Origin of the sequence: Aggregatimonas sangjinii (assembly GCF_005943945.1) — a bacterium.
In the GTDB taxonomy this organism is placed as follows: domain Bacteria; phylum Bacteroidota; class Bacteroidia; order Flavobacteriales; family Flavobacteriaceae; genus Pelagihabitans; species Pelagihabitans sangjinii.
In genome coordinates this window covers 3,704,733-3,729,413 of the sequence record NZ_CP040710.1, presented here as the reverse complement: position 1 = coordinate 3,729,413, position 24,681 = coordinate 3,704,733, and the positions used below count along the sequence as shown (strand labels likewise).

Genomic DNA, 24,681 nt, shown 5'->3' with positions numbered 1-24,681 from the left:
GTCAACGTGTCCCGATATGCTTAATTCCCTTGTGGTTTATTAGTCATATATATTCAAAAAGGTTAACATAGAACGCATGCAAAATGAAATAGTTGACGTGTTGGTCATCGGTGCTGGACCCTCGGGTTCCGTTGCGGCCGCCTACCTGCACAAACAAGGTCTGAAGATTAAAGTAGTGGAGAAAAACAGCTTTCCCAGATTTGTCATCGGAGAAAGTCTAATTCCCCGATGTATGGATCATTTTGAGGCTGTTGGATTGTTACCTTGCCTAGAAGCCGAAAAATTCGAGATCAAAAGGGGCGCCCGCTTTGTTAATGGAAAGGGTGAGATGTGCAATTTTGATTTTAGCGAAAAATATACCGATGGGTGGGATTGGACATGGCAAGTACCGCGTGCCGATTTTGATAAGGCCATGACCGATGAGCTCCAACAATGGGGCGTTGATATCGATTTTCAGAAAGAGGTCATCGCCGTCGATTTTACCGAGGATGGTGCTTCGACGACTACGATTAAGGACGTGGATGGTAACGAATCGACCATACAAGCCAAATACATTATCGATTCAAGTGGATGGGGTAGGGTGCTACCACGTTTGTTGGATTTGGACGCCCCCTCCAGTATCCCCAAGCATGCCACTATCTTTACCCATGTAAAGGATATAAAACGTCCTGAAGGACGTGAAGGGACCATGATTACCTTCGACGTGGTCGATACCGAAACCTGGTTGTGGGTCATTCCGTTTTCAAACGGTGATTGTAGTATAGGTTATGTAGGGCCGATAGATTACTTGGCCTCCTTTGAAGGAACACCGACCGAGAAACTGCGGGAAATGATGAAGCTCTCGAATTATTATTTTGAACGTTTTGATGGTGTAGACTACAAATTCGAGCCACGTCAGATCAAGAATTTTTCGGCATCCGTGAAGCAATTATATGGTAAAGGCTATGCCCTTACAGGTAATAGCGCGGAGTTTCTAGATCCTGTTTTTTCTTCGGGAGTAACCTTCGCTACCGAATCGGCACATCTTGCCGCCCAACTGATTTCCAAAGAATTAAAGGGCGAATCTGTAAACTGGGAAACCCAGTACAAAGACTATATTATGTACGGTGTAAACGTCTTCTCTACCTATGTAAAGGAGTGGTATACCGGAAACCTTCAGAAAATATTTTTCCACCCAACGATCAATTTGGGAATAAAGGAACAGATTTGTGCAGTATTGGCAGGTTACGTCTGGGATAAGAGCAACCCCTTTGTTAAAAACCATGACCGCTTAGTAAAGACGGTGGCGCGAGTGACTGAAATGGAACAGGAAGGTACGGCCTAGTCGCTGTGAAATTGTTTTATCGAACAAAAAAAGCGGAAACCACAGGGTTTCCGCTTTTTACTTTTTTATGGGTAGCTGAACTTATTTCATTGCCTTTTTCTTGATGTACTTTGCAAATGTCTTTGCAGTTTTTGCGTAGCATTCAGAGATGCGAAAGCCGGTGTTAAAGTCATAACCCATAGCACCTTCTCCTTGCGCTCGGGTATATTCTCCCTTAAAAAGTACATTATCGGGATTCGCCGTTTCGAATACGGTAATAATCGCATCTATTTCGGCGTTCCTGCGTACAACGCCTACATTATATCCGGCGTAGATTCGGGTCGAATGCACCATCATGGTATATTCGGCATCCGGGTTTACGCCAACACTTACCTCGCCATCATCGAAACGCTTGTTGAACGATTCGGTGAATTTTGGCCGGTAGCGCTCTTCGCGGTCGCCGAACCATGATTTTTTGAATTTTTCTCCGCCTCCGGCTTCTTTCTCTTCCCGCTTGGCCATCTTGTCGGCCAAGAAATCTTCCTCCGAATCAAATTTCGGGATTTGAACATCGGTATAGTCGAATTCGAGATTGTAGGTGGTAATATCTTTTAGATTTTTGATATCGCCGTCCAATACCTTAAGTTTTTGCGCAAAGGCAAGGCTTGAAAACATTACGAGGGCCAGTACTATTGATTTTTTCATTTTGTTTGATTTTATGTTGTTGTACCCTCCAAACGGTATATGTTCAACTATAGTATCCAGTAGCTGTTATAAAATTAATGGCTCTCGCCAATAATTATGAACTTATATACGCTCGTAGCGCAGAAGGTTAACGTTCTGAATCATTTTTGAGATTTGTACCGTTATGATTTCTGCTTGGTTATCGATATTTTTGGCGATGGATGAAAATGTAGGATCCGAACCGGTACGGAAAAAGTTCAAGATAAAGGATCTGCCGGGCCTTTTTGTAACCACCTTCAATAGTTGGCTGGCCAAAGAACCTTTTAAACTGGGGGCTGTGGTAGCGTATTATGCAATTTTGTCATTGCCTGCCCTTCTTATTCTTGTCCTCGATCTTGTAGGTGGTATTTGGGGAAGGGATATTGTACGGGGAGAACTTACCAGTGGTTTATCGAGTGCTTTTGGTAGCGACACGGCCCACTATGTGAAGGAAATAATGACGAGAAAAGGCAGCGGGTCAACTTCGATCATTGCAACGGTTCTAGGCCTGGGAACATTAGTATATGGGGCAACTGGGGTCTTTTATCAACTGCAGAACGCCCTTGATGCCATTTGGGAAACCAAGTCCAATTATTCGAACAATATCATCGCCACTTTGGTCGGGCGGTTAAAGAGTTTCGGATTTATTTTAATTTTTGGTTTTTTGCTCTTGATAAGCTTCGTTCTCACCTCTGCGTTATCCGCTTTTTCACGACATATCAATGAAATGCTACCGGTTGGGTTCTTGGAGGTTGCTTACCTTTTTGATGTACTTATTTCATTGATTTTCATCTACTTTCTTTTTGCTGCAATGTTTAAATATTTACCGAGCAAACAGGTGCCTTGGAGGGCCGTAAAATCAGGAGCAGCCTTAACGGCTATTCTCTTCGTGTTGGGCAAATACATCCTTTCATTCTATTTTTCAAAAGCTGAACCGGGATCTACGTATGGAGCCGCGGGTTCTATAATTCTGGTCATGCTCTGGGTTTCCTACACCAGTCTAATCCTGTTCTTCGGGGCTCAGTTTACCAAAGTGTATTCCGATCGGTATAATTTGTAGCGTATTCAAAAGAAAACTTCTTTAGACTCTGCTAACCTTATTTTGTACCCCTCTATGTGATACCTTAGCACACTGGGGAGTGCCACTGGTATTTAGGGTGAAAACCACTGAGTGAACGGGGGGTATGGATATATTTTGTACTTTACGACTTTTGAATTTTCTATAAGATTTTCCTCTATGTCCTTATTGGATAAAATAAACGCCCTCAGCACGGTAAATACCCTTTCAAAACATGAGCAACTGGTTCAGGGTATTATAGAAGCCATTGATTCCGAAGTACTTTCAGTAGGGGATCAGCTGCCTTCGATCAACATGATGGTAGCCGATTTAGGCTTTGCCAGAAAAACAATAGTAAAAGCCTACGAAGAGCTTAAGGACCGTGGTTTGGTCGAGTCGAAAAAGTTGAAAGGCTATTTTATCATAAGTACCGAAACCAAGGTTACTTTAAGAGTGGCTTTGCTTATGTTTTCTTTTCACCGTTTTCAAGAAGAGTTTTACAACACCTTTCGGAAAGAATTGGGAAAACGCTTTCAAATAGATGTTTTTTTCCACCACAACAATGTATCAATCTTCGAAACCATTTTTACGAATATTAAAGGAAAGTATGGCATGTACGTGGTGGCTCCTATTCCAGACCCGAAATTACGCCCACTTTTACAAGAAATCGAGCCAGGAAAATTATTGATCGTTGATCGGTATCTTGAAATGGATTCTGCATATTCCTATATCTGCCAGGAATTCGAGGACACGACCTATCAAAAATTGGTGGAACTATTACCTCATATACAAAAGTATAAAAAGATGATCTTGTTCTTTAATGAGGATAGTGACTATCCCATAGGAATTAAAAACGCTTACCAGCGGTTTTTAACCGATTACGATATTGAGGGACGGGTTTCCAAAAAATATAAATCTGGTACAGTGAAAAAAAGTACTTTATATTTCTTTACTGGGGACACCTATCTTTGGGAAGTGCTTCGCGACTGTCGCAACAATGAGTATACGATAGGGAAGCAGGTAGGCATTCTGTCGCACAACGATCATGTGGTCAAGGAAATCGCCTTTGGGGGAATTACGACCATATCCATAGATTTCAAGGACATGGCCAAAAGAGCTGCTACTCATATCAAGGAAAGCGCGTTTACACAAGAGCTCATACCGGTCAATTTGATCAAGCGTCATTCCTTATAGGCAAAGTCACTTTTTTCGAACTCAATAGTATCGAATGTGTGTTGACCTACGGCTTTCCCTTGAACAATGCCGAGTTCAATAGCGGGGCGGTAATGTATACCACCGTATAACCGACTAATGGCGGCCTCCTCCGAAGCTTCAAAGAATGATTTGAAACTGCGTTCAGGGAGTCCGTAAGGCACTTCGGTAGCGTCGACGTACTGATAGTTATCTCCAAAAATGTTCGTAAGTACGGTGGCCGCAGCGTTAGAGGCCACACTATGTCCCGAAGTATGTTCGGGAAATGCCGGTGTCTGCAAAATCGGCATCCAATCAGGATCGATATAGTTGTTGATGTAGGTCTCGGGCCGGGTAAGTGTGCTTTTGTACTTTTGATCCCAACAGCTGATAAAACCATCCGCTAGGGCGATACTTGTCAGGGCCATGGTCTGGGCAGCTTTGACCGGGTTCGCGTTTTCCTGTTCCAGGACCTGTGCAGCGATATGTATCCAGTGGCCTCCTGGAGATATTTGTTGTTGAAAATACATGACATGCCCTTTTGTGGTCGAAATATTCGGATTGCAATCCCAGAATTTGGCTATTTCAACTTGGTTCGAATCGAGTTCTGTTACCGTATTATAGACCTCCATGGCTTCTTGATAGAACTGCGATTTCTCATTAGAATCGAAAACGGTGGGTAGTCCTGGGTCGAACTGATCGGCAGCGCTCAATGTAAAAGGACGTAAGGTATTCCAATGTGGTTCTATGGCTTCCATGTAGTCGGGAGGAGTTGGGCGCCAACGTGCCGGTTCATCATTAACACTATATCTAGGTAAGGCGGTTCGTTGTAAGTAGCCGTCTTTGGAGGCCCAGGCCAAAATGGCCGTAGCCAATTCTTCGCCATAGGCGACGGAATTCGTATAGATTTCGGAATCAATACCGATATCCTGCACTTCTTGCAATATTTGCTTTTCCAACGCATCCACTTTTTCCAAATCAAAGACCAAAGCTTTACCTACATTCATAAAAGCAACCATGGAAGACAAGGGGAAATAGTACTCCTTCTTGGTATCGGGAAGCGGCAGTGCTTGCAGCCCGTTCAACTGACCCGCAAGAGAAACTTTCGAGGAATCCATAAATCGGATGCCCTCATAGGCCGCAATATTCGGATAGGCGTAAATGCGGCTCGCTACTGGAGGGGTAAAAATATCGGAAACGATAACATTGGTGAGCGCTCGATTGTACCGCGATAGGCCATTATCAAAATAGGTGTTCAGCTTTTGTTGTTCGTGCTTAGGAGCGCAGGCAGCAGCCAAGAGCAATGTTAAGATAAGCATCGCACTATTTGATGCCCTCATATTTATAAATCGTTTTTGAAATCCCTTCAACATTGGTCGTTTTTATCTCTTTAATGTGTTCATTCGGTACAATAGTTCTCGTATAGGCCGAAAGATATCCTGATCCATAGTAATATTCCAATTTATACTGTCTACCATCGGCCAGGAAAACTTCGACAAATTGCACATCTTTCGCTATAGAAATCGCTTCGAACCGTTCTTTCGGATCGGTAATCGCGAAGACTTTTGTGCTATCGTTATTATTGGCTGCAATAATCAAAGATGCTCCAGAGGCACCCCGCAAGACGGCAAGTCCGCTCGCGTCCGAATCGTTGAGAAATCCGCTCTTCTCCAAGGGGACCACATCAAAACCACCTGTTCCGTTCCCTCTCAAGAAAGCGCCCGTAAAGGCGTCATATCTGCCCGTGGCAGCTTCTGTTGCATAGGAGTTTCCGGTCAACAGCGCATCAAGATAGCCATCTCCATCTATATCAAGTACGACAATACCCTCAATAGGAGCAGCTTGCACGGCCAGCGGCAATGGGGTGAGTTGAAATTGCCCATTGCCTAAATTTTCCAAATAGCTACTGGCAAAATTATGACTTTTTACGACATAGGCTTTCTCCAGTTCTTCCGGTAAAAACGATGTTTTAAAAGTAGCGTTCGCATAGGATTCGTAGGTTTTAAAACGACCCCTCATGGCGTTGATTTGCCCAATGAGCTCATCCCTGCCGTGTGCCAGCTGATTGACCCCATCGATAAAATAGCACATCACGGGATCTATACTGCCATCTTTATCGAAATCGCTAGCATATATGCAGAGCGGTTCTTCGGCAGACGCACGATATTTAGTGTTGAGCCCTAAATTACCTAGAAGGTAATCGATATCTCCATCCTGATCAAAATCACCTCCATTAATACTGTTCCACCAGCCTTCCGACTTCTGTAAGCCAGAAATTTCGGTGATTACCAATTTTCCCTCCTCGTTGTGAAAAAACGTAATCGGCATAAATTCACCGACTACGATCAAATCCGTCCAACCGTCGTTATCATAGTCTGTCCAAAGTCCGGCGGTCACCATACTTAGCGTATCGAATCCGTGCACATTATTGCTAATATCCTTGAACTTTAAATTGGTCGGATTTTCCGAGGCGTTATTCTCGAGCAGGTAACTCCGAACCGGCATGGGATATGCACCGGGATTTACCCGTCCGCCGACGAAAAGGTCTAGATCGCCATCCTTGTCGTAGTCAGCTGCGGAAACCGATGAGCCGCTGACAGCGATTTTGGGAAGTGCCTGTGACACTTGAAACGAACCTTGGCCATCGTTCAGATAAAGCCTGTCCTGATAATCGCCGGAGCGGGTTACCCCACCACTGACCACGTATAGATCGGGATAGTCATCTCCATTGGCATCGAAAAAGAGTGCGCCCATATCCTCGTAATCCGATCCGAAATCTTGAGGGGTAATTTCAAAAGTGCCGTCGGGCTTTTGAAGGTGAAGCGCTCCCTGTTGTCCGCTTGCGCCACCGATAAAGAAATCTTCCAAGCCATCACGGTTCACATCGGCAACGGCAAGGCCGGAACCGTTTCTGGAGTGCATGTGCGGAAGAATAGGTTGCCGTTTAAAATCTACGAGGTTGTCTTCTTTATGGGTGAAATTCACTCCCAGGCTGTCTGTGACATCAGTGAAAAGGGCAGGTGTTTCTATATTTTTTGGTGCGCTTTCCGGCCCCATTGCTTCCGATTGGGATAAGGTAATCAACTGGTTCGGTTGTAGCGCTGCAATATGCTCGTACGAACTATCTGGCCACCAGATCTCCAGTTTTTGGATGGCATCTTCTTTTCCAAGGCCGAAATGAATGATCGGGTCTACACTCGATTCGTATCCCCTGCTTAAAAAATGCTGATAGAATTGGCTTGATGTAGCCGTAGTTATTTTGACCTTGGCCCCGATACCTTGTAAATTTCCCCGTTTGCCCTGAAGCTTGAGTCTGAGAAAGTTGTTGCCCGTCTGTTTTTCACTTCGGTTTTCATAAACAAAGGCGGGTCGGTCAATGTTGTTGACCAGTAAATCTAAATCGCCATCATTGTCCAAGTCGGCATAGGCCGCACCGTTGGAGCAACTCCTCTCGGTAATGCCCCATTTCTCCGAGGTTTTTTTAAAGGACGCACCTCCTTTGTTTCGGTATGCGTAATTAATCAAATCTGCTTTTGGAAGTTCCCTGATGGAATTCCGCTTTTGCTTGATTTTAGCATCAATGGTACCTAAGGGGTTGTCGTAAATGCCTTGGTAATGAATGTAATCTAAATTCCCCAAATCCCTTAAAAAACCATTGGTTACATACAGGTCTTTGTGACCGTCATTGTCATAATCGGCAAGGAGCGGACTCCAACTCCAATCGGTGCTGCTTATTCCGGCCAGAAAACCGATTTCGCTGAATGTATTCATCCCCTGATTCAATTGCAGGGTGTTTCTGCTGTACTGTGCCTGGTACCCTGCTTCGAGCATCAATTGAAAACGGTCATAGCCGGTTGAGGAAATAATCAGTTTCTGGCGTTTGTTATCTTCCGGCCGCATGTCTAGGACCAAGATGTCCGGCTTACCGTTGTTGTCGATATCGGCAAGATCGTTCCCCATACCAGCGTAAGAGGTATGTTTGATGTGCTCGGTAATTTCATCTTTAAAGGTGCCGTCTTTTTGATTGATGTATAGGATGTCGTTTCCGATAAAATCATTTGAGATATAAATATCCGGCCAAGAGTCGTCGTTGATATCCGAGATGCCTACACCAAGGCCATAGCCTTCCACCAAAATACCGGTATCCACCGAAACATCGGTGAACTTGCCATTGCCGTCGTTCCGATAGAGGCGGTCGTTGCTTAAAGCAGTGCCGTCAAGCACCCGTGGTTGACTCACGTTTACCTTGTACTCGTAGGCCGCGGGATTGACCAGTAGGTACATGTCCAGATCCTGGTCCTTGTCATAATCGAAAAAGGCCGCATGCATGCTCTGACGAGTATCGGCAAGACCGTATTGTTGGGCGCTCTCGGTAAAAGTAGGTTGTCCCGTATCTGCCGAAGGCCCGTTATTGATATACAGCATATTGGCTCTTTCAGCAAGTGCCGAGCCCCCCGAAACGCAAACGTAGATATCGAGCAAACCATCCTGATTGATATCGACCATGGTCGCTCCTGTTCCCCAGCGGTTGTTTTCGATGCCCGCACTCTCGGTGATGTCCTCGAATTTGAAGTTGCCCAAATTTCGGTACAATCGTCCCGAAACCATATTACCGCTAAAATAGACGTCTACCAGCCCGTCATTATCGATATCGCCTACGGCTACACCGGCCCCGGTATAGACGTTCATATATTCAAAAATATTGATCGAATCATTTTCCTGAATCGTATTTTTAAAATCGATACCGGTCTGGGAGGCATCCAATAATTTAAAAAGCGTCGGTTCTTTTTGACCACAGGAGAGCGCCAAAAGGAGCATTGAAAATAGAAGGGATGTCTTGCGGCACTTCATGGAACTGGAAAAATTTCGGTTTCATTCCCATTGATATCGGTAACGGACACGGAAGCCACCCTGATCGGAATTTTCAATCGTTTTGAAGACTGGGATAGATAACCCGAGCCTTTGTGAAATTCCACCTTGCGTTCTCTTCCATCTTTAAAGCGGAGCGTTGCGTACATATCGGTTGGTTTGCTGTCATAATCACCTTGTATTTTTCGCTCATTGATGTGTGTTTTTAAAAAACCATTATTCAACGCGGTCAAAATGCCTTCCCTTCCTTTAATGTCCAATTGTACCATACTCTTGGCATCCCCTTGCACGAAAAAACCACTCTCGGAGACGTCTATGGATTGAAAACCCCCTTTTCCATCACCTTTCAAAAACCACCCAATTCCGGCATCGTACTGGCCTGCAAATACTTCTCCACTATAAAAGTTACCTACTGCAAGTACGTCCAAGTTTCCGTCGGCATCAAAATCGTCGACCAAGGTACCATAGATGGGCGCAATTTGTGCCCATCGTGGCAGTTCGGAAAGCTTGAATTTGCCTTGTCCCAAATTTTCCAAATACGCACTGGCAAAGGTCTCGCTTTTTACAATGTAAGCGGATTCCAATTCTTCCTTTAGGAAGGACTTTTCAAAAGAGGCTTCCGCATAATCGGCATATGTCCTAAACCTTGCGCGCATAGGGTTTATCTGGTCGATCAGGTCGTTACGGGAGTGTGCGATGTGATTTTCTCCCTCGATATAATAACACATGACGGGGTCGATACGACCGTTTTTGTCGTAATCATTGGCATAGATGCAAAGGGGTTCTTTCGCACTGGCCTTTAATCTGGCATTAAGTCCTAGATTGCCTAGAATGTAATCGGTATCGCCGTCGTTATCAAAATCCCCCGAATTGATACTGTTCCACCATCCGTGGGTGTTTTTAAGATTGGTTTGATTCGAGACTTCTCTTAATTCACCATTGAAATTTTGAAAAAACCGAATCGGCATGAACTCGCCTACCACGATAAGATCTTGCCAGGAGTCGTTGTTAAAATCCGTCCATAGTGCAGCCGTGACCATGCCCAAGTTATTGAAGGTTTTTTGGATATCCTGTTCGGTATTTTTGAACGAAATTTTCCCGTTTGCACTTTCGTTCTGTAGCAAACTGCTCATCGGTGCCAATGGATATTCCCCTGGTCTTACCCGGCCACCTACAAATAGGTCTATATCCCCGTCCTTGTCATAATCCGCAGCGGTTACCACAGAACCACTGTGATGCGCACGTGGTAAGGCGGCCACTCTTGTATAATTTCCAGAGCCGTCGTTCTGGTAGATGCGGTCTTGATAACCGGAGTCATTTGCAGGTTGCGAAGAACCACCGCTTACCACATAGAGGTCTTGATCCCCATCGTTATCCGCATCGAAGAAAAGCGTACCCATATCTTCGTATTCGGTATCCTCGAATGCACGGGATACAAAGGAACCGTCTTGCTGTTGCAGCAGAAGCTTTCCGGCCTGTTCTCTTGCACCGCCCATATACACATCTTCTAGACCGTCATTGTTGGTATCAGCCACCGCCAGTCCGGGCCCGTTTCGGGAATGCATGTGGGGCAGCAGGGGTTGCACTTTATAATCGACAAATGCATTCTCTTGATGAGGCAAGTCTAATCCGATGCTATCCAATTGCCGAAAGAGGGTGGTAATAGGATGGCTAGATTCCATTTGTGGAGGATTACGAGCATCCGCATATTTGAGCGCTGCTGTCTTATTCGTTGTAATGTCGGGCAAATGTTGGGTTTTGCCATCCGGCCAAATTACCCTGGCACTATCGATTTGTGATACGGCCCCAAGCCCGAAGTGAAGGGCTTGCTCTACGGTAGAAAGATAGCCCCGATACGGCGTAAAATATTGTTTCTGATAGCCGCCTTGGTAAAAAAGTTCGACTTGACTGCCCAATCCTTGAAGGTTGGGTGCCTTTCCTTGAAAGGTAAATCTCAAGTAATTGCCATTTGCAGTTTCACTCGCATTGTTCTCGTACAATCCGGCGGGGTCATCAATATTGTTGATGACAAGGTCAAGGTCGCCATCGTTGTCCAGATCAGCATAGGCGGCACCGTTGGAGTAGGTGGGCTTGGCGAATCCCGCCTCCTCGGTGATATCGCTAAAGCTGAACTCACCGGTATTCTTATACATGTAATTGTGCTTTTTGATCCCGGAGAGCTTGTTCAAGGCCTCAAGTCGCTGCTTTCTGTTCGCTTCTTCGGTTCCCATGGTGAGGACATTGTTGCCGTACACCATAAAATCAAGATTGGTGATATCCTGACGGTAGCCGTTGGTGATAAAAAGATCTTTGTTGCCGTCATGGTCGTAGTCTGCCAAGAGGGCGCTCCAGCTCCATTCGGTAGCAGAGATACCCGCTAGTTGCCCTACTTCGCTAAAGGTGCCATTGCCATTGTTCAGCTGTAGGGTATTGCGAATATACTGCGGTTGGTATCCGTCGCGGATGCTATTCTGAAATTCGTCATAATTATTCCCCATCATGGTCAGTTTCCAGCGCTTGTTATCCGGTGGAAGCATATCGAGCACGACCACATCCATCAGGCCGTCATTATTGATGTCCGCAATGTCGTTGCCCATGCCATTGAAGGTCAAATGCTTGAAATAGGAGGCGTTTTCGTTTTCGAAGGTGCCGTCTTTTTGATTGATATATAAAAAATCATCGGTCAGGAAATCGTTGGAAACGTATATATCTGGCCATCCGTCGGTATTCAAATCGCAAATTTCAACGCCGAGGCCAAACCCTTCGATAAGAATACCCGAATCGATTGAAACGTCGGTAAAGGTTTCATCACCGTTGTTTCGAAAAAGTTTGTCGGCCGAGGGGGCCTTGCCCGTGCGGTCTTTTGGGCGCGAAGTATTTCTGTTGAAGTCGACTAGGGCGTTGCTCAACAAATACATATCGAGATCACCATCGGCATCATAATCGAAGAAAGCTGCCTGAACGGAATAGCTTTCATCGGCAAGGCCCCATTTGGAGGCGGATTCCGTAAAACTGATGCTGCCTTTCTCTTGGGTCGTGTTGATAAAAAGAAGGTTGGCCCGCTGTGCAGCGCTAGCACCTCTTGGGCCGCCCCTAGACACATAGATATCGGGATAGCCATCTTGATTGATATCCACAATCGAAACGCCGTTCGACCAATCGGTCGATCCTGCATTGGCCGATTCGGTAATGTCTTCGAATTTCCACTCCCCAAGATTCCGGTACAGTCGATTGCTGACCATATTTCCGATGAAATAGATATCCTGTAAGCCATCTAAATCAAAGTCTGCAACGGCAACTCCGGCACCGTTGTACATGTATTCGAATTCCAATACCGAAGGGTCGCCATCTAGGGTTAAGGTATTGGCAAAGGTAATGCCGGTATCTTCAGGGGACAACTCATCGAATAATGTGCTTGGCGAATTATCACAGCCCATAAGTGCAACGAATAGCAAGGAAAAAAGCAGGCTGTGGAGCCGCATCATATGTTTAGTAACAGGCATAAACGAATATAATACCTTGGTAGGAAAGAAAAGGAATCCAATCAGTTAAAATAGATTGGATTCCCTCTGGTCTAAGAAAACCGAATACTTAAAAAAATAGAGAATTTTAATAGCCTGGATTTTGGGTTAAAAGACCCTGCGAGCGATCCACTTCGGACTGCGGGAAAGGGAATACTCTGTAATTATCGTTCCAAGCACTGCCGAAAATCGTCGGCCCTAAATCCCAACGTACGATATCGAACCATCGGTGAGGTTCAAAAGCCAACTCGATTCTCTTTTCTTGGATCATCGCCGAAAGCAAATCCTCACCATCTTCCAAATCATCCAACCCGGCTCTATTTCGGATGTCGTTTATCTGCTCTTCCGCGATATCCAAATCTCCACCGCCTCGTATAAGTGCCTCGGCATACAACAGCTTTAATTCTGCGAAACGCAGCCATCGTTCATTATTGAAATCGGCCTGACCGTTGGGAGCGTGATTTCCGGGAACCGTGTTTGTTTCTCCTCTATACTTTTTCAATGTATAATTAGTAGATGACCAGTCGGTCTCATAGTCTACGACCGTTTGCCCATTTCCATAGGTGTAGTACGTATCGCCTTCCTGATAAAGTATGGTGTTTCTTCTTTCATCACCGTCCTCAAAAGAATCGACCAAATCCTGTGTTGGAGCCCACCAACCCAATTTTCCTGCAGGTGCACCGTTACCAGCATCCCAATACCAGCCCCTTCCTGTCCCTTGTGATGCCTTGAAGTTTTCAGAGTGGGTGTCGTCGAATACCCAAAGGTTGTCATCTGACTGCGGCCCGCCGTATTGAACTTCAAAAATCGATTCGGAATTGTTTTCGTTGGCAAAAGAGAATACCTCTTCGTAGGTGGAAACAAGGCTGTAAGGTCCGTTATCGACAACGTCGGCCAATGCGGTAATCGCTGGCCCCCAATCTTCCTTGAAAACATTTACCTTGCCTATAAAGGATCTGGCTGCCCATGATGTAGCTCGACCAGTATTTCCAGAATCCCACGATTCCGGTAATCCAGACGCTGCATCACCGAAATCACCCAATATGGAGGCATAAAGTTCTTCTTGCGTAGCATTCGGTAAGGCAAGATTCGCGATATCGGTCCTAATTTCCAAAGCCAAGGGAGGTGTTCCGAACATCTTCATCGCTTGAAAGTGAAACCAAGCCCTTAAGAACTTTGCTTCCGCTCCGAGTACTGTCTTGTCTTCAGCGGAAAGTTCATTCTCGCCATCGAGATTTTCAAGCACCAAGTTGGCCCGGTATATTCCCTCGTAAATTTGTGTGTAAACTGCCGCATACGGGACATCGGCCGCCCGTATTTGTAGGTTATCGATATCTATTGAAATCTGATCTCCCGCGGCAGTCACGGGATCGGCCATAACGTCATCGGTGATGACCATTGACAGTTTCCAATATTCTCCTCTTTCGGATAAGGTTTCCGTGCTGGTCCCCCAAAAATCCTGAATAGAGGAATAGGCTGCGAAAATTGCTCCGTCGAAATCACCTTTGGTATTGTAGAACGAATCGGTGGTAATACTATCCAAGGGTTTAAGGTCTAATTCATCGCTACATGATACTATCGTTATAGCAAAGATTCCTATAAGAATTAAAGCTTTTGTTTTCATAATCTTCTTTTATCTTTTAAAATAACAATTTTTAATTAAAACTAACGGACCAACCGAATTGTAAAATACGTGGTAAAGGAGCCTGACCGTCATCCTGTCCGGTAGCCAATGGGTTGTTCCCTTTTTGAAAACTTTGGGCCCTACCGACTTCAGGATCAAAACCGGTATAACCGGTAAACGTGGCCAAATTCTGTGCACTAATGAAAAATCTCATGTTAGAGACAAAGTCACCGGTCCAGCTTTGTAATTTCTCCTGTGGGATGGTGTAGCCCAGTTGCACATTTTGAATACGCAAATAATCGGCATCTTCTATAAACCGATCAGAGAGACGGTTATTTCCGTTTGGATCTCCAGCCGCTAGTCTAGGATTCAAACTCGAATTGGTAGTACCTTCCGCAGTCCATCTGTTCAAAACCTGCGTGCTGAAGTTATTGGTTCCCGTCATTCCTTCTAAGGCGATTCGGGAAGAGTTGTAAATTTGCCTGTTGCCGACGCCTCTGAGGAGCATAGAAAAGTCGAATCCCTTATAATTTGCCTGTAAGTTCAACCCATAGAATAAACCGGGATATGGGCTTCCCAGAATAGTCCTATCACCCGCGTCGACACGGCCGTCGCCATTCAAATCAACGAAACGTATATCACCTGGCGAGGGCGTACCATTGGCATCTGGCACAGCTGCCGCGACTTCAGCATCGTTTTGATAAAGTCCGTCGGTTCTATAGCCATAAAAATGACCCAAACTTTCCCCAACAATGGTTCGGTGTGATTGTGCACCCCCGACACCGGAAATAATCTGATCTACTGGGCCGAGACTTTGTACCGTATTCTTGACTGTGGTTAGATTACCGCCAATTCCCCATTCGAAATCATCTCCGATCTTATTTCTGTAATTGATAGCGATTTCAATACCCGAATTCGTAATCTCTCCGGCATTCGTTGGGGCCGGTAAGAAGAATCCACTGGAGAATGGAAGTGGTAATTGTACTAAGGCATCTTGATTGGTTTTCTTATAATAATCAAAAACCCCTGTAATTTTTCCTTGAAGAAGGCTAAAGTCCAATCCGATGTCGATTTGCTTCGACGTTTCCCATCCGATGGTTTGGTTCGCGAATGTCGTTGGCGCCGGACCTACGACCGTGCCCTGACCGTCACCGACCACATAAAATATGTTGTTGTTCAAGGTCGTCAGGTAAGGAAAGGTGTTCGGGGTGCCATCGCCAAGGTTTTGGTTTCCAAGTTCACCGTAACCTACCCTTAGCTTAAGGTCATCTATGGCTTCTACATCAAAGAAATCTTCTTGTGAAATTCGCCACCCCACGGAAATCGAAGGAAAGACGCCCGATCTGTAATCCTCAGCGAATTTTGATGTGGCATCGCGACGAACATTTACAGTGGCCAGGTATTTTCCCATGTAATTATAGGTCAGACGACCTATTATACCTTGTAGCGTCCACAAATCCGCCTCATTTGCACCGGCCACCGTGGTGCCGCTACCCGCAAAATTGTCGTTGAATAACTCCCGCCCTTGCAAACGCACCTTATCATATCGGAATTTAGTCTGTTCAACCCCTACGAGTGCACCAAAATTATGGTCGCCTATGGTCTTATCGTAGGAAAGCGTGGCACCCGTGGTAATTGTAAGCTCGATCGGCCTGGACTGCACTAAAAGTGATTGCCGTGTACTATTAGGAAGACCTACAAGTTCTGTTCGTGCCTGAAAAAAGTCTCCAGATCCTACGTTGTAATCAATACCGATAGAAGGTCTAAGTTTGAGATTGTCGATGATTTCCCATTCCCCGAAAAAATGGCCAAGTACCTTTCGATTTTGTATGGTAGTGCTATTGACCCGCTCATCGGTAAGGAATACATAGTTGCTAGAATTCTCTCCCCCTGTGGAAGGATTGGCAAAATTGTAGCCAAAAGGACCATCGCCAAAGACTTGAAAATAGGGAGCATTCAAGGCGGCATTATATCCCGCATTCAATGCACCTTCACTTTGCGTCAGACGGTCGGTCTGACTTATCTGGAGCGATTCACCGAATTTTAATCTTTTTCCAATCCTGAATTCCGAGTTCGCCCGTAACGAATAGCGGCTAAATTCTTGCGCTCTTTGAATACCCTCGTTGTCTAAAAATGACCCCGAAATGTAATAGGTGCCATTCTCGCCACCACCGCTCACACCAACATTGTGATTTTGAACGAAGCCGTCACGAAAGATAGCTTCTTGCCAGTCTACGTCTTCCGCTCCACTGAATTCCGAAAAATCCCGACCCAACTCGTTTTGGATAGCGATATATTGTTGCACGTTGAGTACATCCAATTGTTCTCTGGCGGATGCTACGGATGCATAACCATCGTAGGTAACCTTTGGGTCTCCCGCACTACCTTTTTTAGTGGTAATTATGATGACACCATTTGCACCTCTAGCTCCATAAATAGCTGCGGAGGCTGCATCTTTCAAGACATCTATCGATTGAATATCGCTCGGGTTGATACTGGCCAAGGGGTTCGAATCCGTAGTTGAAGAAGTATTTACAGTGATGTTATTGGTACCGACTATCGGAACACCGTCTATCACAAAAAGAGGGTTCGCATCGGCACTAAGCGTACCTACACCACGTATATTAACGCTAACGGGAGCACCTGGGTCCCCACTTCTATTCGTGATATTTACACCGGAAATCGTACCCGCCAAAACTTGATCAGGACTTACGATGGGCTGTTTCACGATATCAACGGCTCCTATAGATCCGACCGATCCCGTTAAATCAGCTTTTCTTTGCGTACCATAACCAACTACGACGACCTCGCTCAACGCTTCCGCGTCTTCCGATAATATAACGTTGATGGTCGATTGTCCGTTAATATCAGCTTCTTGCGGCGCATAGCCAACATAGGAGAAGACCAGCGTAGTTACGCCGTCGGGAACAGAAATACTGTAATTGCCATCAAAATCGGACACTGCGCCCGTGGTGGTACCTTTTGCCACTACACTGGCTCCTGCAAGTGGGCCATTGGCATCGCTTATCGTTCCCGTAATTAGATTTTGCGCAAAAAGTGATTGCGATCCAAATAAAAGAGTTAGCACAAACAGCAAGCCTATGCCCTTCAATCCGCCCTGTTTCGAGAAGTTTTCTTCCATAATCAAATAGTTTAGGTAGTTAATTGTGAGTTGTTCTACAGGTATACTAGTACCATAATTTATTCTATGATACACTATGCTACCCAATCAAAAGTACTATAAATAAATTAATACTTTTAAAATTATCTACATAAAAATAAGGAATTCATAAAAAATTTACACAATTTAAATATTATGAAAGCCGAATTCTTTGAATCCTATTCCATCAATTTATTCAATATCGGTAAATTCAGATTGTAAGTTTTGTACTATTGCAAAACGCCTTTTACTACTAAGAATAGCCTCGGTGGAACTACGATAAGTAGAAAATAATGGAAAAGAAGACCAATACTATTACAATTTTATACTATTTTAGCTTATAGCATAGTATATCATAGTACATTTTTAGGCGGATATTAAAGGTAAAGCGAAAAATTTCCACCGACTACATCAAAAAAAGTTTGAGTTAGTTTATTAAGTTTGACAAAGCCAAGTAAATTTTTGCTTGGCTTTTGTTCAAACTAGGGCCTATGTGCTTTGGCTTTTTTCAAAATGCGGATTTCGATAAGTATATAGATGCAACGACTACTGGTATGACTCCGATGCAGACGACAACAATCAGTGAGATTTTTATAGATACACCACAATCAGGGCTACATCCTGAATTGAATGAAATTTACCGTAGGGATGGTCTTGTTCTCTATGATTTTAAAATTGCAAGTGATGGCACATCGTTTCTTGACCCGGTCACCCTGCGCTTTAAACTACCCGGAACCAATGTTAAAGGCATATGGAAACCCACGGCTGATTTCTCCAAACGGATTCAAGCCGATTGGGAATTAAATCATATGGAGTCCAGGATATCCATAGACGCTCCGGTCATCTCCCTATTCGGGAACAAAGATGAAAATATACTTACTTTTTCCTGTTCGAATGCCATCAACACGGTAGAGATGAATGCCCGATTACGGGAAGAGGATAATTGTTTTTACTGTCATATTACTTTTTTCTCGGAAACCGAACAGGCCATCGACTATTTTAAGGTGCAGCTTCGCCTCGATTACAGAAATATTCATTTTTCGAAATGCCTTCGGGATACCGCGTCATGGTGGGAGGGTTTTCCTCAGTTGAAACCCGCCTTCGTTCCGGCAATCGCCAAAAAAGCACTGTACTCTACATGGTACCAATTTCATCAGAACCTGAATTTGGAAGAATTGCTCGAAGAATGTCGCTTAGCCTATGGAATGGGATATGAAGTACTGATCATAGATGATGGTTGGCAAACAAGCGACGGGAATCGGGGCTATGATTTTACCGGGGATTGGCAACCCGAACGCTTTCCCGACGTCCATGATTTTGTAAAACAGCTACATAAAACCGGAATGAAAGTCGCCTTTTGGTATTCCGTTCCCTTTTGTGGAAAGAAATCGAAAGCCTACCAAAAATTCAGGGGTAAGTTCTTGACCGAAAACCATCGCTGGGCCCCTGTCTTTGATCCGCGCTATCCGGAAGTACGGGAATACCTTTTGGGTCTTTATACAAGTGCTCTAAAAGATTGGGGGCTTGATGGCTTCAAACTGGACTTTATAGACGATTTCCATTTATATGAAGACACGCCTTTGGGCGCTAGAGATGGGCGCGATTATGCTTCGATCAATGAAGCGGTAGACCGCTTGCTGACCGATGTGAAAAATCGGCTAACGGCTATCAATCCTGAGGTTTTTATCGAATTCCGTCAAAAATATACCGGTCCCGCGATGCGGAAGTATGGGAACATGTTCCGAGCGTTCGATTGCCCTGGAGATGCGGTCATGAATCGGGTTCGCATCGCGGATATCAAAATGCTTTGTGGGAATACGGCAGTGCATTCCGATATGGTTACCTGGCACAATGAAGAGACTACCGAGGTTGCCGCCCTTCAAATGATCAATATTCTCTTTGGCGTGCCACAGCTTTCGATTTTCCTCGCCAAGGCACCTACGGAACACCTTGAAATGGTGGAATTCTACACGCGCTATTGGAACGAATATGCCGATGTATTGCTCCATGGAACCTACCAGCCCTCCGCGCCACTGGCCAATTATCCTACCCAGCGTGTCACCATGAATGGCACCACGATTATTGGGGTGTATCAGGCAATGGTCACCGATATCGATAGCCCTGATGCGCACATCCACATCCACAATGGCCAACTGGCCGAGCAACTGGTTCTTCGCAATAATTCGGATTTCGGTGCTTATAATTGCACCGTTTTTGATTGTCGAGGTACTGTGGTACTTAAAGAACGAGTGGACTTCAACCGGGGCCTATTGGAAATTGCAGTACCACCTTGCGGAATTTTAATCGCTGAAAAGGAATCGTCGTAGCCACTCGCTTTTATATTTAGCGTAAAATCTTATCTTGTACCGCCTTCCACAGGCACTATTATTAGCTATCACCATATGACCGAAAGGGAAAAAATGATTCAGGGGCTGCTATACGATCCCATGGACAAAGAACTGATTAAGGGCAGGCTTAACGCTAGGGCCTTATTGAGAAAAATCGAAGAAATTCCTCAAGATAAGGAACGACAAAGAAGGCATCTATTCAAAGAACTCTTCGCAGAGACCGGGGAACGGTTTTACATTGAAAATTCTTTTAAATGCGACTATGGCTACAATATATATTGGGGTGAAGACGCCTACGCGAACTTTGGATGTACTATATTAGACGTGGCACCCGTGCACATTGGTGAGAACGTCATGTTGGCACCTTCGGTCATGATCATGACCGCAACCCATCCGCTGGAAGCCAAAGCACGAAATTCGGGAAAAGAATATGCCAAACCCATAACCATCGGCGATAATGTTTGGATCGGGGCCGGTGCCATTGTAAATCCAGGTGTAACCATTGGCGAAAATAGTGTTATTGGTTCGGGTGCCGTGGTTACCAAAGATGTGGTCCCCAATGTTTTCGCCGCCGGAAACCCCTGTCGGGTCATCAAATCAATTGCTAATTAATATTTTGAACACGATAATACCAACCAACTAATCATAAACTATCACATATGTTATCGATACTTACCTTTATTGGATTTACGCTTTTAGTCGCGGGAGTGGCATGGTATGCTACCCGTGGTACAGATGAAAGCTCGGCAGACGGCTTTTACCTTGGTGGCCGAAGTTTAGGGGCCATCACAATCGCGGGCTCATTGCTTTTGACGAATCTTTCAGCCGAACAGATCGTGGGGCTGAACGGGCAGGCTTTTACCGAGGGAATTTTGGTAATGGCATGGGAGACGCTGGCGGCAATTTCCATGGTAATTACGGCAGTTTGGTTGCTTCCCAAGTATATGAATAAGGGGATCACCACCATTCCCGAATTCATTCAGGAGCGTTTTGACGATAACACCAAGGCCATACTCTCCGTACTGTTTTTGATCGCCTTTGGCATTGTGCTCTTGCCTACGATTCTCTACGCGGGATCGAAAGCGTTCATTACCATGTTCGAGTTACCGGAACTTTTAGGAGTGTCTGAAACGGCTTCATATTGGATTTGTGTTTGGAGTATTGGTTCCATCGGTATTGTATATGCGATTTTTGGTGGTCTCAAAGCGGTTGCCGTATCTGACTTGATCAACGCCATAGGCTTGCTCATTGGCGGATTGCTGATTCCGGTTTTTGGATTGGCTTTAGTAGGAGACGGCAGTATCGCTGACGGCCTGAGTACCCTATGGACCGAAAATCAGGATAAATTCAATGTTGTGGGCGATGTTACTTCGTCCATCCCCTTCGGTACGGTATTCACGGGAATGATGATCGCACAAATGTACTATTGGGGAACCAATCAAGCGATTTTGCAACGTGTTTTCGGTGCGAAGAGTTTGGCGGAAGGGCAGAAGGGAATGATGCTTGCCGCCTTTGTCAAATTTTTGATTCCGGTTATCGTAGTGCTGCCGGGAATCATAGCTTGGCATCTGTTTGGAAGCGAGCTTAACGATGCCGACGCGGCTTATCCGGAATTGGTACGGCGTGTTTTACCTGCGAGTCTCTTGGGCTTTTTTGCCGCGGTGTTGTTTGGGGCGGTATTGAGTTCGTTTAACAGTCTATTGAACAGTAGTGCCACACTTTTCGGTTTTGACCTCTATAAAAAGTTCTTCAATCAGCAAGCTTCGGAGCAGAAGGCGGTAAGGGCTGGAAAGTTTTTTGGATTAGGCTTGGCCATCATATCCATGTCGATAGCCCCGTTTATTCGTTATGCCCCTGACGGACTTTTCTCGTACATCCAACAGGCTTTGGGAAGTTTGAGTGTTCCGATTTTAGCCGTTGTGGTGATTGGAATACTGACTAAAAAAGTGCCTGCAATCGGTGCGAAGATCGTCTTGATCGGTGGCGTACTCATGTATTTGGCCAGTATTTTATATCTAGGACCGAAAATGATCGGTACGGCCATGGCCGAAGCTGAGGCAAACGGAATCACCGATGCTGCCCAATTAGCAGTTATAAAGGCAGAGGCCTATCCGCATTTCTTACATATTATGGGTATTCTTTTTGTTGTAAATGTGATTATCATGCTTATCGTAGGTGCCATCAAACCTAAGACCGATATCTATATACCCAAGACCACGGATGTCATCGATACGACGCCGTGGAAATATGCATGGGTCGCGGGGGCGTTAATTACCGCGCTGGTGTTGAGTACCTATTTCATCTTTTAGGAAAAGTAAACTAGAATCAATTAAAAATTCATACTGACCCCAAGGGTTCCCGGGCCAAAATTAAGGTTCCAGCTGACCATTTTTTTGCGGTTGTTGTACTTTTCGTCGTACTTCCTGTCCAGATAACGGTCAATCGATTCTACGGTGGCCACGCTGATGGCGAGGGCGAAAACAAAATCACTGAGGTAATGTTGGCCGTCCCAAACACGTGAGATACCGGGAATGCCCCCTATGAGATAAATACCGGCCTTTACCCACGGACTCTTAAATTGCTTCGCAATCGCGTAGGCATTGGTAAAGGCCAGGATTGCGTGTCCTGACGGAAAGGAATGAAAATTTCTACTCGAATTGAACGGGTCAAACGTATCTTTTCCCAATCCGGCTATGGGTCGGGCCCTACCGACCACCGACTTTAATACCTGCTGCAATAGTCCCGCGGAGGTTGCCGATCCGATCAAGAGCACACCGGTTCGGCGTAGCTTTTCGTTTTTTGTAAACAGTCCTACGAGGTAAACACCCGTGGTTGCCATATAGTTGTTTTCGGGACTGCCGTAAAATGTACCATAATCCCTTATCCATTTAGGTACACCTTCCCTGTTGTTCCGGATAAATCGGGACGTATCATCGTCTACAAGATAGGTCAAGCCCGTGCCTGCTACTACACCACCGAACTGTGCCCATTGTTTTCCTTGCCAGTGAAATGGTCTCGCATAGGAATATCCCACTCCTTTAAAAATATTGACCGCATCATATTTGAACATGTTCCAGCGGGTTTCTACGGTATCTTTCTGCACGTCTTGGGCTTGAACGGAAAAAAACCCGAACAAGGTGAGTAAAACAAGTAGTCTTTTCATAGGGTAAAAATAACGGCACCGCGACTTTAAAAATTGTTGTTACGGGAAAAATTAGACCTCTTTTAAACAAGAACAGTTTAGAAATAGATTTGTTGTGCAGCGCGAAATGTATTGGCATGGGCCTCGACAATGGTTTTGATATCCGGGGAATAACCGCCGCCCATACTGCATTGCACCGGAATTTGTAGCGCGTGGCAGGTATTCAGAACGAATTCATCGCGTTGTTTACAGCCGGCGACCGTCATACCCAGCGTTCCCAATTTATCGGAGGCGATCACGTCTACCCCGCAGAGGTAAAATATAAAATCGGGCTTTTGCTGTTCGATCAATTGGGGCAGGGTATTTTTCAAGAGGGTCAAATACTCCGTATCACCGGTGCCTTTTTTAAGCGGGATGTCCAAATCCGATTGTTCTTTTTTAAAGGGATAATTGCCCGCCCCGTGTATGGAAAAGGTAAATACGGAAGTGTCGTTTTGAAAGATTTCGGCTGTACCGTTACCCTGATGCACATCCAGGTCGACAATCAAGATTTTCTTCGCCAAGCCTTTCGATTGCAGGTATCTGGCGCCTATGGCCTGGTCGTTCAGCATGCAAAAGGCCTCGCCACGGTTTGTATAGGCATGATGCGTGCCACCGGCAATGTTCATAGCAATACCATTTTCCAAGGCGAATTCACAGCCTTTTATGGTACCGTCTGCAATGATGCGTTCCCGCTCGACCAAATCTTCCGTCAATGGAAAACCGATTTTTCGAGCTTCTTTAGGCGGAATCTTGATATTCAATAAGTCATAAAAATAGATGGGATCATGAACCGCTACGATGTGTTTGTCGTTCGGGATTTCCGGTTCAAAAAAGTTATCGGGTTCGGACGTTCCTTCATGCAAAAGTTGCTTTGGTAATAAATCGTATTTCAGCATTGGAAAACGATGACCTTCTGGAAGTGGATGTTGGTAAATGGGATGGTAAGCGATTTTGAGCATTGAAGAGTATAATTTTTTCATTTCCGAGCCTGCTCTGAATTCATTTCAGTGAATGGGGAAATCCGTATGGTGCAAAGATAAACCCAAACGTCTTTATGAGGAGGCACGACGAAGTATTCTCTCGATTGTGTTACAAGCCTTCTTGAACAACAGCTTGCTTCCGTACTATACTCTAACTTATTGATCAACATCTTCCGATCTTCTCGCAAAGAGAACTGGTCAGATTTTTTGAATAGTGCCCACTTTCAATTTCCCCTGTCGATATAGTTGTCCGGTCGAGCGCAGTCGAGACCTCAGGGAAAACCCTGAGTTTTCTTTTTCAGGGAATACCCTGAACGATATCCTATTTAGGTTCGGCATCTTGCAGTTGTAAATAACTATAAATACCAGAACCATGAAAACTTCGATTGTCTTATTAGCCCTTATCGTCTTGAATACTTCCGCCTTACTCTCTGAACCTCTCGCTGTTTTGGTGAAGGGGATCAACCCTTGGCTATTGGTCGCTTTCGAAATCGTTTTACTTCTCATTCTCTATATAAACAATCAACTGAAAGGATTGCATGAGATTTCTAAGATCGATTTAAGCGGTATCGAACTTTTCGTCATCAAACCAAAAGGCAAAACTGATAGCAAGTCTTGAAGGAGTCCCCTAAAGTCTTTCCAGCGGCATCCGACGACCTTGCAATAGAAACACCTATAGAAGCTAGGTGAGCATCGCTAGCCCAGTAGAAATGAATATAAA

Annotated in this window: 15 protein-coding genes; 7 read left to right on the top strand and 8 right to left on the bottom strand. The window is 45.1% G+C overall.

Annotation, left to right across the window (positions count from 1 at the left end):
* The first annotated feature begins 76 nt into the window (after positions 1-76).
* Positions 77-1,324, top strand: a complete 1,248-nt coding sequence (locus FGM00_RS15595) for an NAD(P)/FAD-dependent oxidoreductase (protein WP_138853797.1) — start codon at positions 77-79, stop codon at positions 1,322-1,324.
* Between the two features lie 81 nt (positions 1,325-1,405).
* Here FGM00_RS15595 and FGM00_RS15590 read toward each other — a convergent pair whose 3' ends face one another.
* Positions 1,406-2,008, bottom strand: coding sequence for a hypothetical protein (locus tag FGM00_RS15590; protein WP_138853796.1), 603 nt, complete (start codon positions 2,006-2,008; stop codon positions 1,406-1,408).
* A gap of 196 nt (positions 2,009-2,204) precedes the next feature.
* On the opposite strand from FGM00_RS15590, the gene FGM00_RS15585 reads away from it, so the two are divergent.
* Together FGM00_RS15585 and FGM00_RS15580 are read left to right on the top strand one after the other, a co-directional pair.
* A complete protein-coding gene (locus FGM00_RS15585; RefSeq protein ID WP_138853795.1) occupies positions 2,205-3,086 on the top strand; it encodes a YihY/virulence factor BrkB family protein in 882 nt (293 codons plus the stop codon).
* Between the two features lie 177 nt (positions 3,087-3,263).
* The gene (locus FGM00_RS15580) at positions 3,264-4,277 is read left to right on the top strand and encodes a GntR family transcriptional regulator (RefSeq protein WP_138853794.1); all 1,014 of its coding nucleotides are present in this window, start codon (positions 3,264-3,266) and stop codon (positions 4,275-4,277) included.
* Here the strand turns inward: FGM00_RS15580 and FGM00_RS15575 are convergent.
* From FGM00_RS15575 to FGM00_RS15555, 5 genes are all read right to left on the bottom strand, one after another.
* Positions 4,265-5,614 (bottom strand): vanadium-dependent haloperoxidase, encoded by a 1,350-nt coding sequence (locus FGM00_RS15575; protein ID WP_236262819.1) that lies wholly within the window; start codon positions 5,612-5,614, stop codon positions 4,265-4,267. The genes FGM00_RS15580 and FGM00_RS15575 overlap by 13 nt on opposite strands.
* Complete coding sequence (locus tag FGM00_RS15570) at positions 5,598-9,125, bottom strand: VCBS repeat-containing protein (RefSeq protein ID WP_138853792.1); 3,528 nt, start codon at positions 9,123-9,125, stop codon at positions 5,598-5,600. The genes FGM00_RS15575 and FGM00_RS15570 overlap by 17 nt, the downstream gene beginning before the upstream one ends.
* A complete protein-coding gene (locus FGM00_RS15565) occupies positions 9,122-12,628 on the bottom strand; it encodes a VCBS repeat-containing protein (RefSeq protein WP_175416246.1) in 3,507 nt (1,168 codons plus the stop codon). Before FGM00_RS15565 ends, FGM00_RS15570 begins: the two co-directional genes overlap by 4 nt.
* 124 nt (positions 12,629-12,752) lie before the next feature.
* On the bottom strand, positions 12,753-14,288 hold the full coding sequence (locus FGM00_RS15560) for a RagB/SusD family nutrient uptake outer membrane protein (protein WP_138853790.1): 1,536 nt from the start codon (positions 14,286-14,288) through the stop codon (positions 12,753-12,755).
* Between the two features lie 31 nt (positions 14,289-14,319).
* Positions 14,320-17,430, bottom strand: coding sequence for a SusC/RagA family TonB-linked outer membrane protein (locus FGM00_RS15555; protein ID WP_138853789.1), 3,111 nt, complete (start codon positions 17,428-17,430; stop codon positions 14,320-14,322).
* A 509-nt stretch (positions 17,431-17,939) separates the two neighbouring features.
* On the opposite strand from FGM00_RS15555, the gene FGM00_RS15550 reads away from it, so the two are divergent.
* The 3 genes from FGM00_RS15550 (at position 17,940) to FGM00_RS15540 (ending at position 22,105) form a co-directional block, all read left to right on the top strand.
* Positions 17,940-19,775 (top strand): glycoside hydrolase family 36 protein, encoded by a 1,836-nt coding sequence (locus tag FGM00_RS15550; RefSeq protein ID WP_236262818.1) that lies wholly within the window; start codon positions 17,940-17,942, stop codon positions 19,773-19,775.
* 75 nt (positions 19,776-19,850) lie between these two features.
* Positions 19,851-20,408, top strand: a complete 558-nt coding sequence (locus tag FGM00_RS15545) for a sugar O-acetyltransferase (RefSeq protein WP_138853788.1) — start codon at positions 19,851-19,853, stop codon at positions 20,406-20,408.
* A gap of 47 nt (positions 20,409-20,455) precedes the next feature.
* On the top strand, positions 20,456-22,105 hold the full coding sequence (locus FGM00_RS15540; protein WP_138853787.1) for a solute:sodium symporter family transporter: 1,650 nt from the start codon (positions 20,456-20,458) through the stop codon (positions 22,103-22,105).
* A gap of 20 nt (positions 22,106-22,125) precedes the next feature.
* On the opposite strand, the gene FGM00_RS15535 is transcribed toward FGM00_RS15540, so the two are convergent.
* Positions 22,126-22,959: a phosphatase PAP2 family protein gene (locus FGM00_RS15535; RefSeq protein ID WP_138853786.1), complete on the bottom strand. Its 834-nt coding sequence runs from the start codon at positions 22,957-22,959 to the stop codon at positions 22,126-22,128.
* A gap of 77 nt (positions 22,960-23,036) precedes the next feature.
* Positions 23,037-23,939, bottom strand: coding sequence for a histone deacetylase family protein (locus tag FGM00_RS15530; protein ID WP_138854731.1), 903 nt, complete (start codon positions 23,937-23,939; stop codon positions 23,037-23,039).
* 394 nt (positions 23,940-24,333) lie between these two features.
* Here FGM00_RS15530 and FGM00_RS15525 point away from each other — a divergent pair, with 394 nt between their 5' ends.
* The gene (locus FGM00_RS15525) at positions 24,334-24,579 is read left to right on the top strand and encodes a hypothetical protein (RefSeq protein ID WP_138853785.1); all 246 of its coding nucleotides are present in this window, start codon (positions 24,334-24,336) and stop codon (positions 24,577-24,579) included.
* Positions 24,580-24,681: the final 102 nt, after the last annotated feature.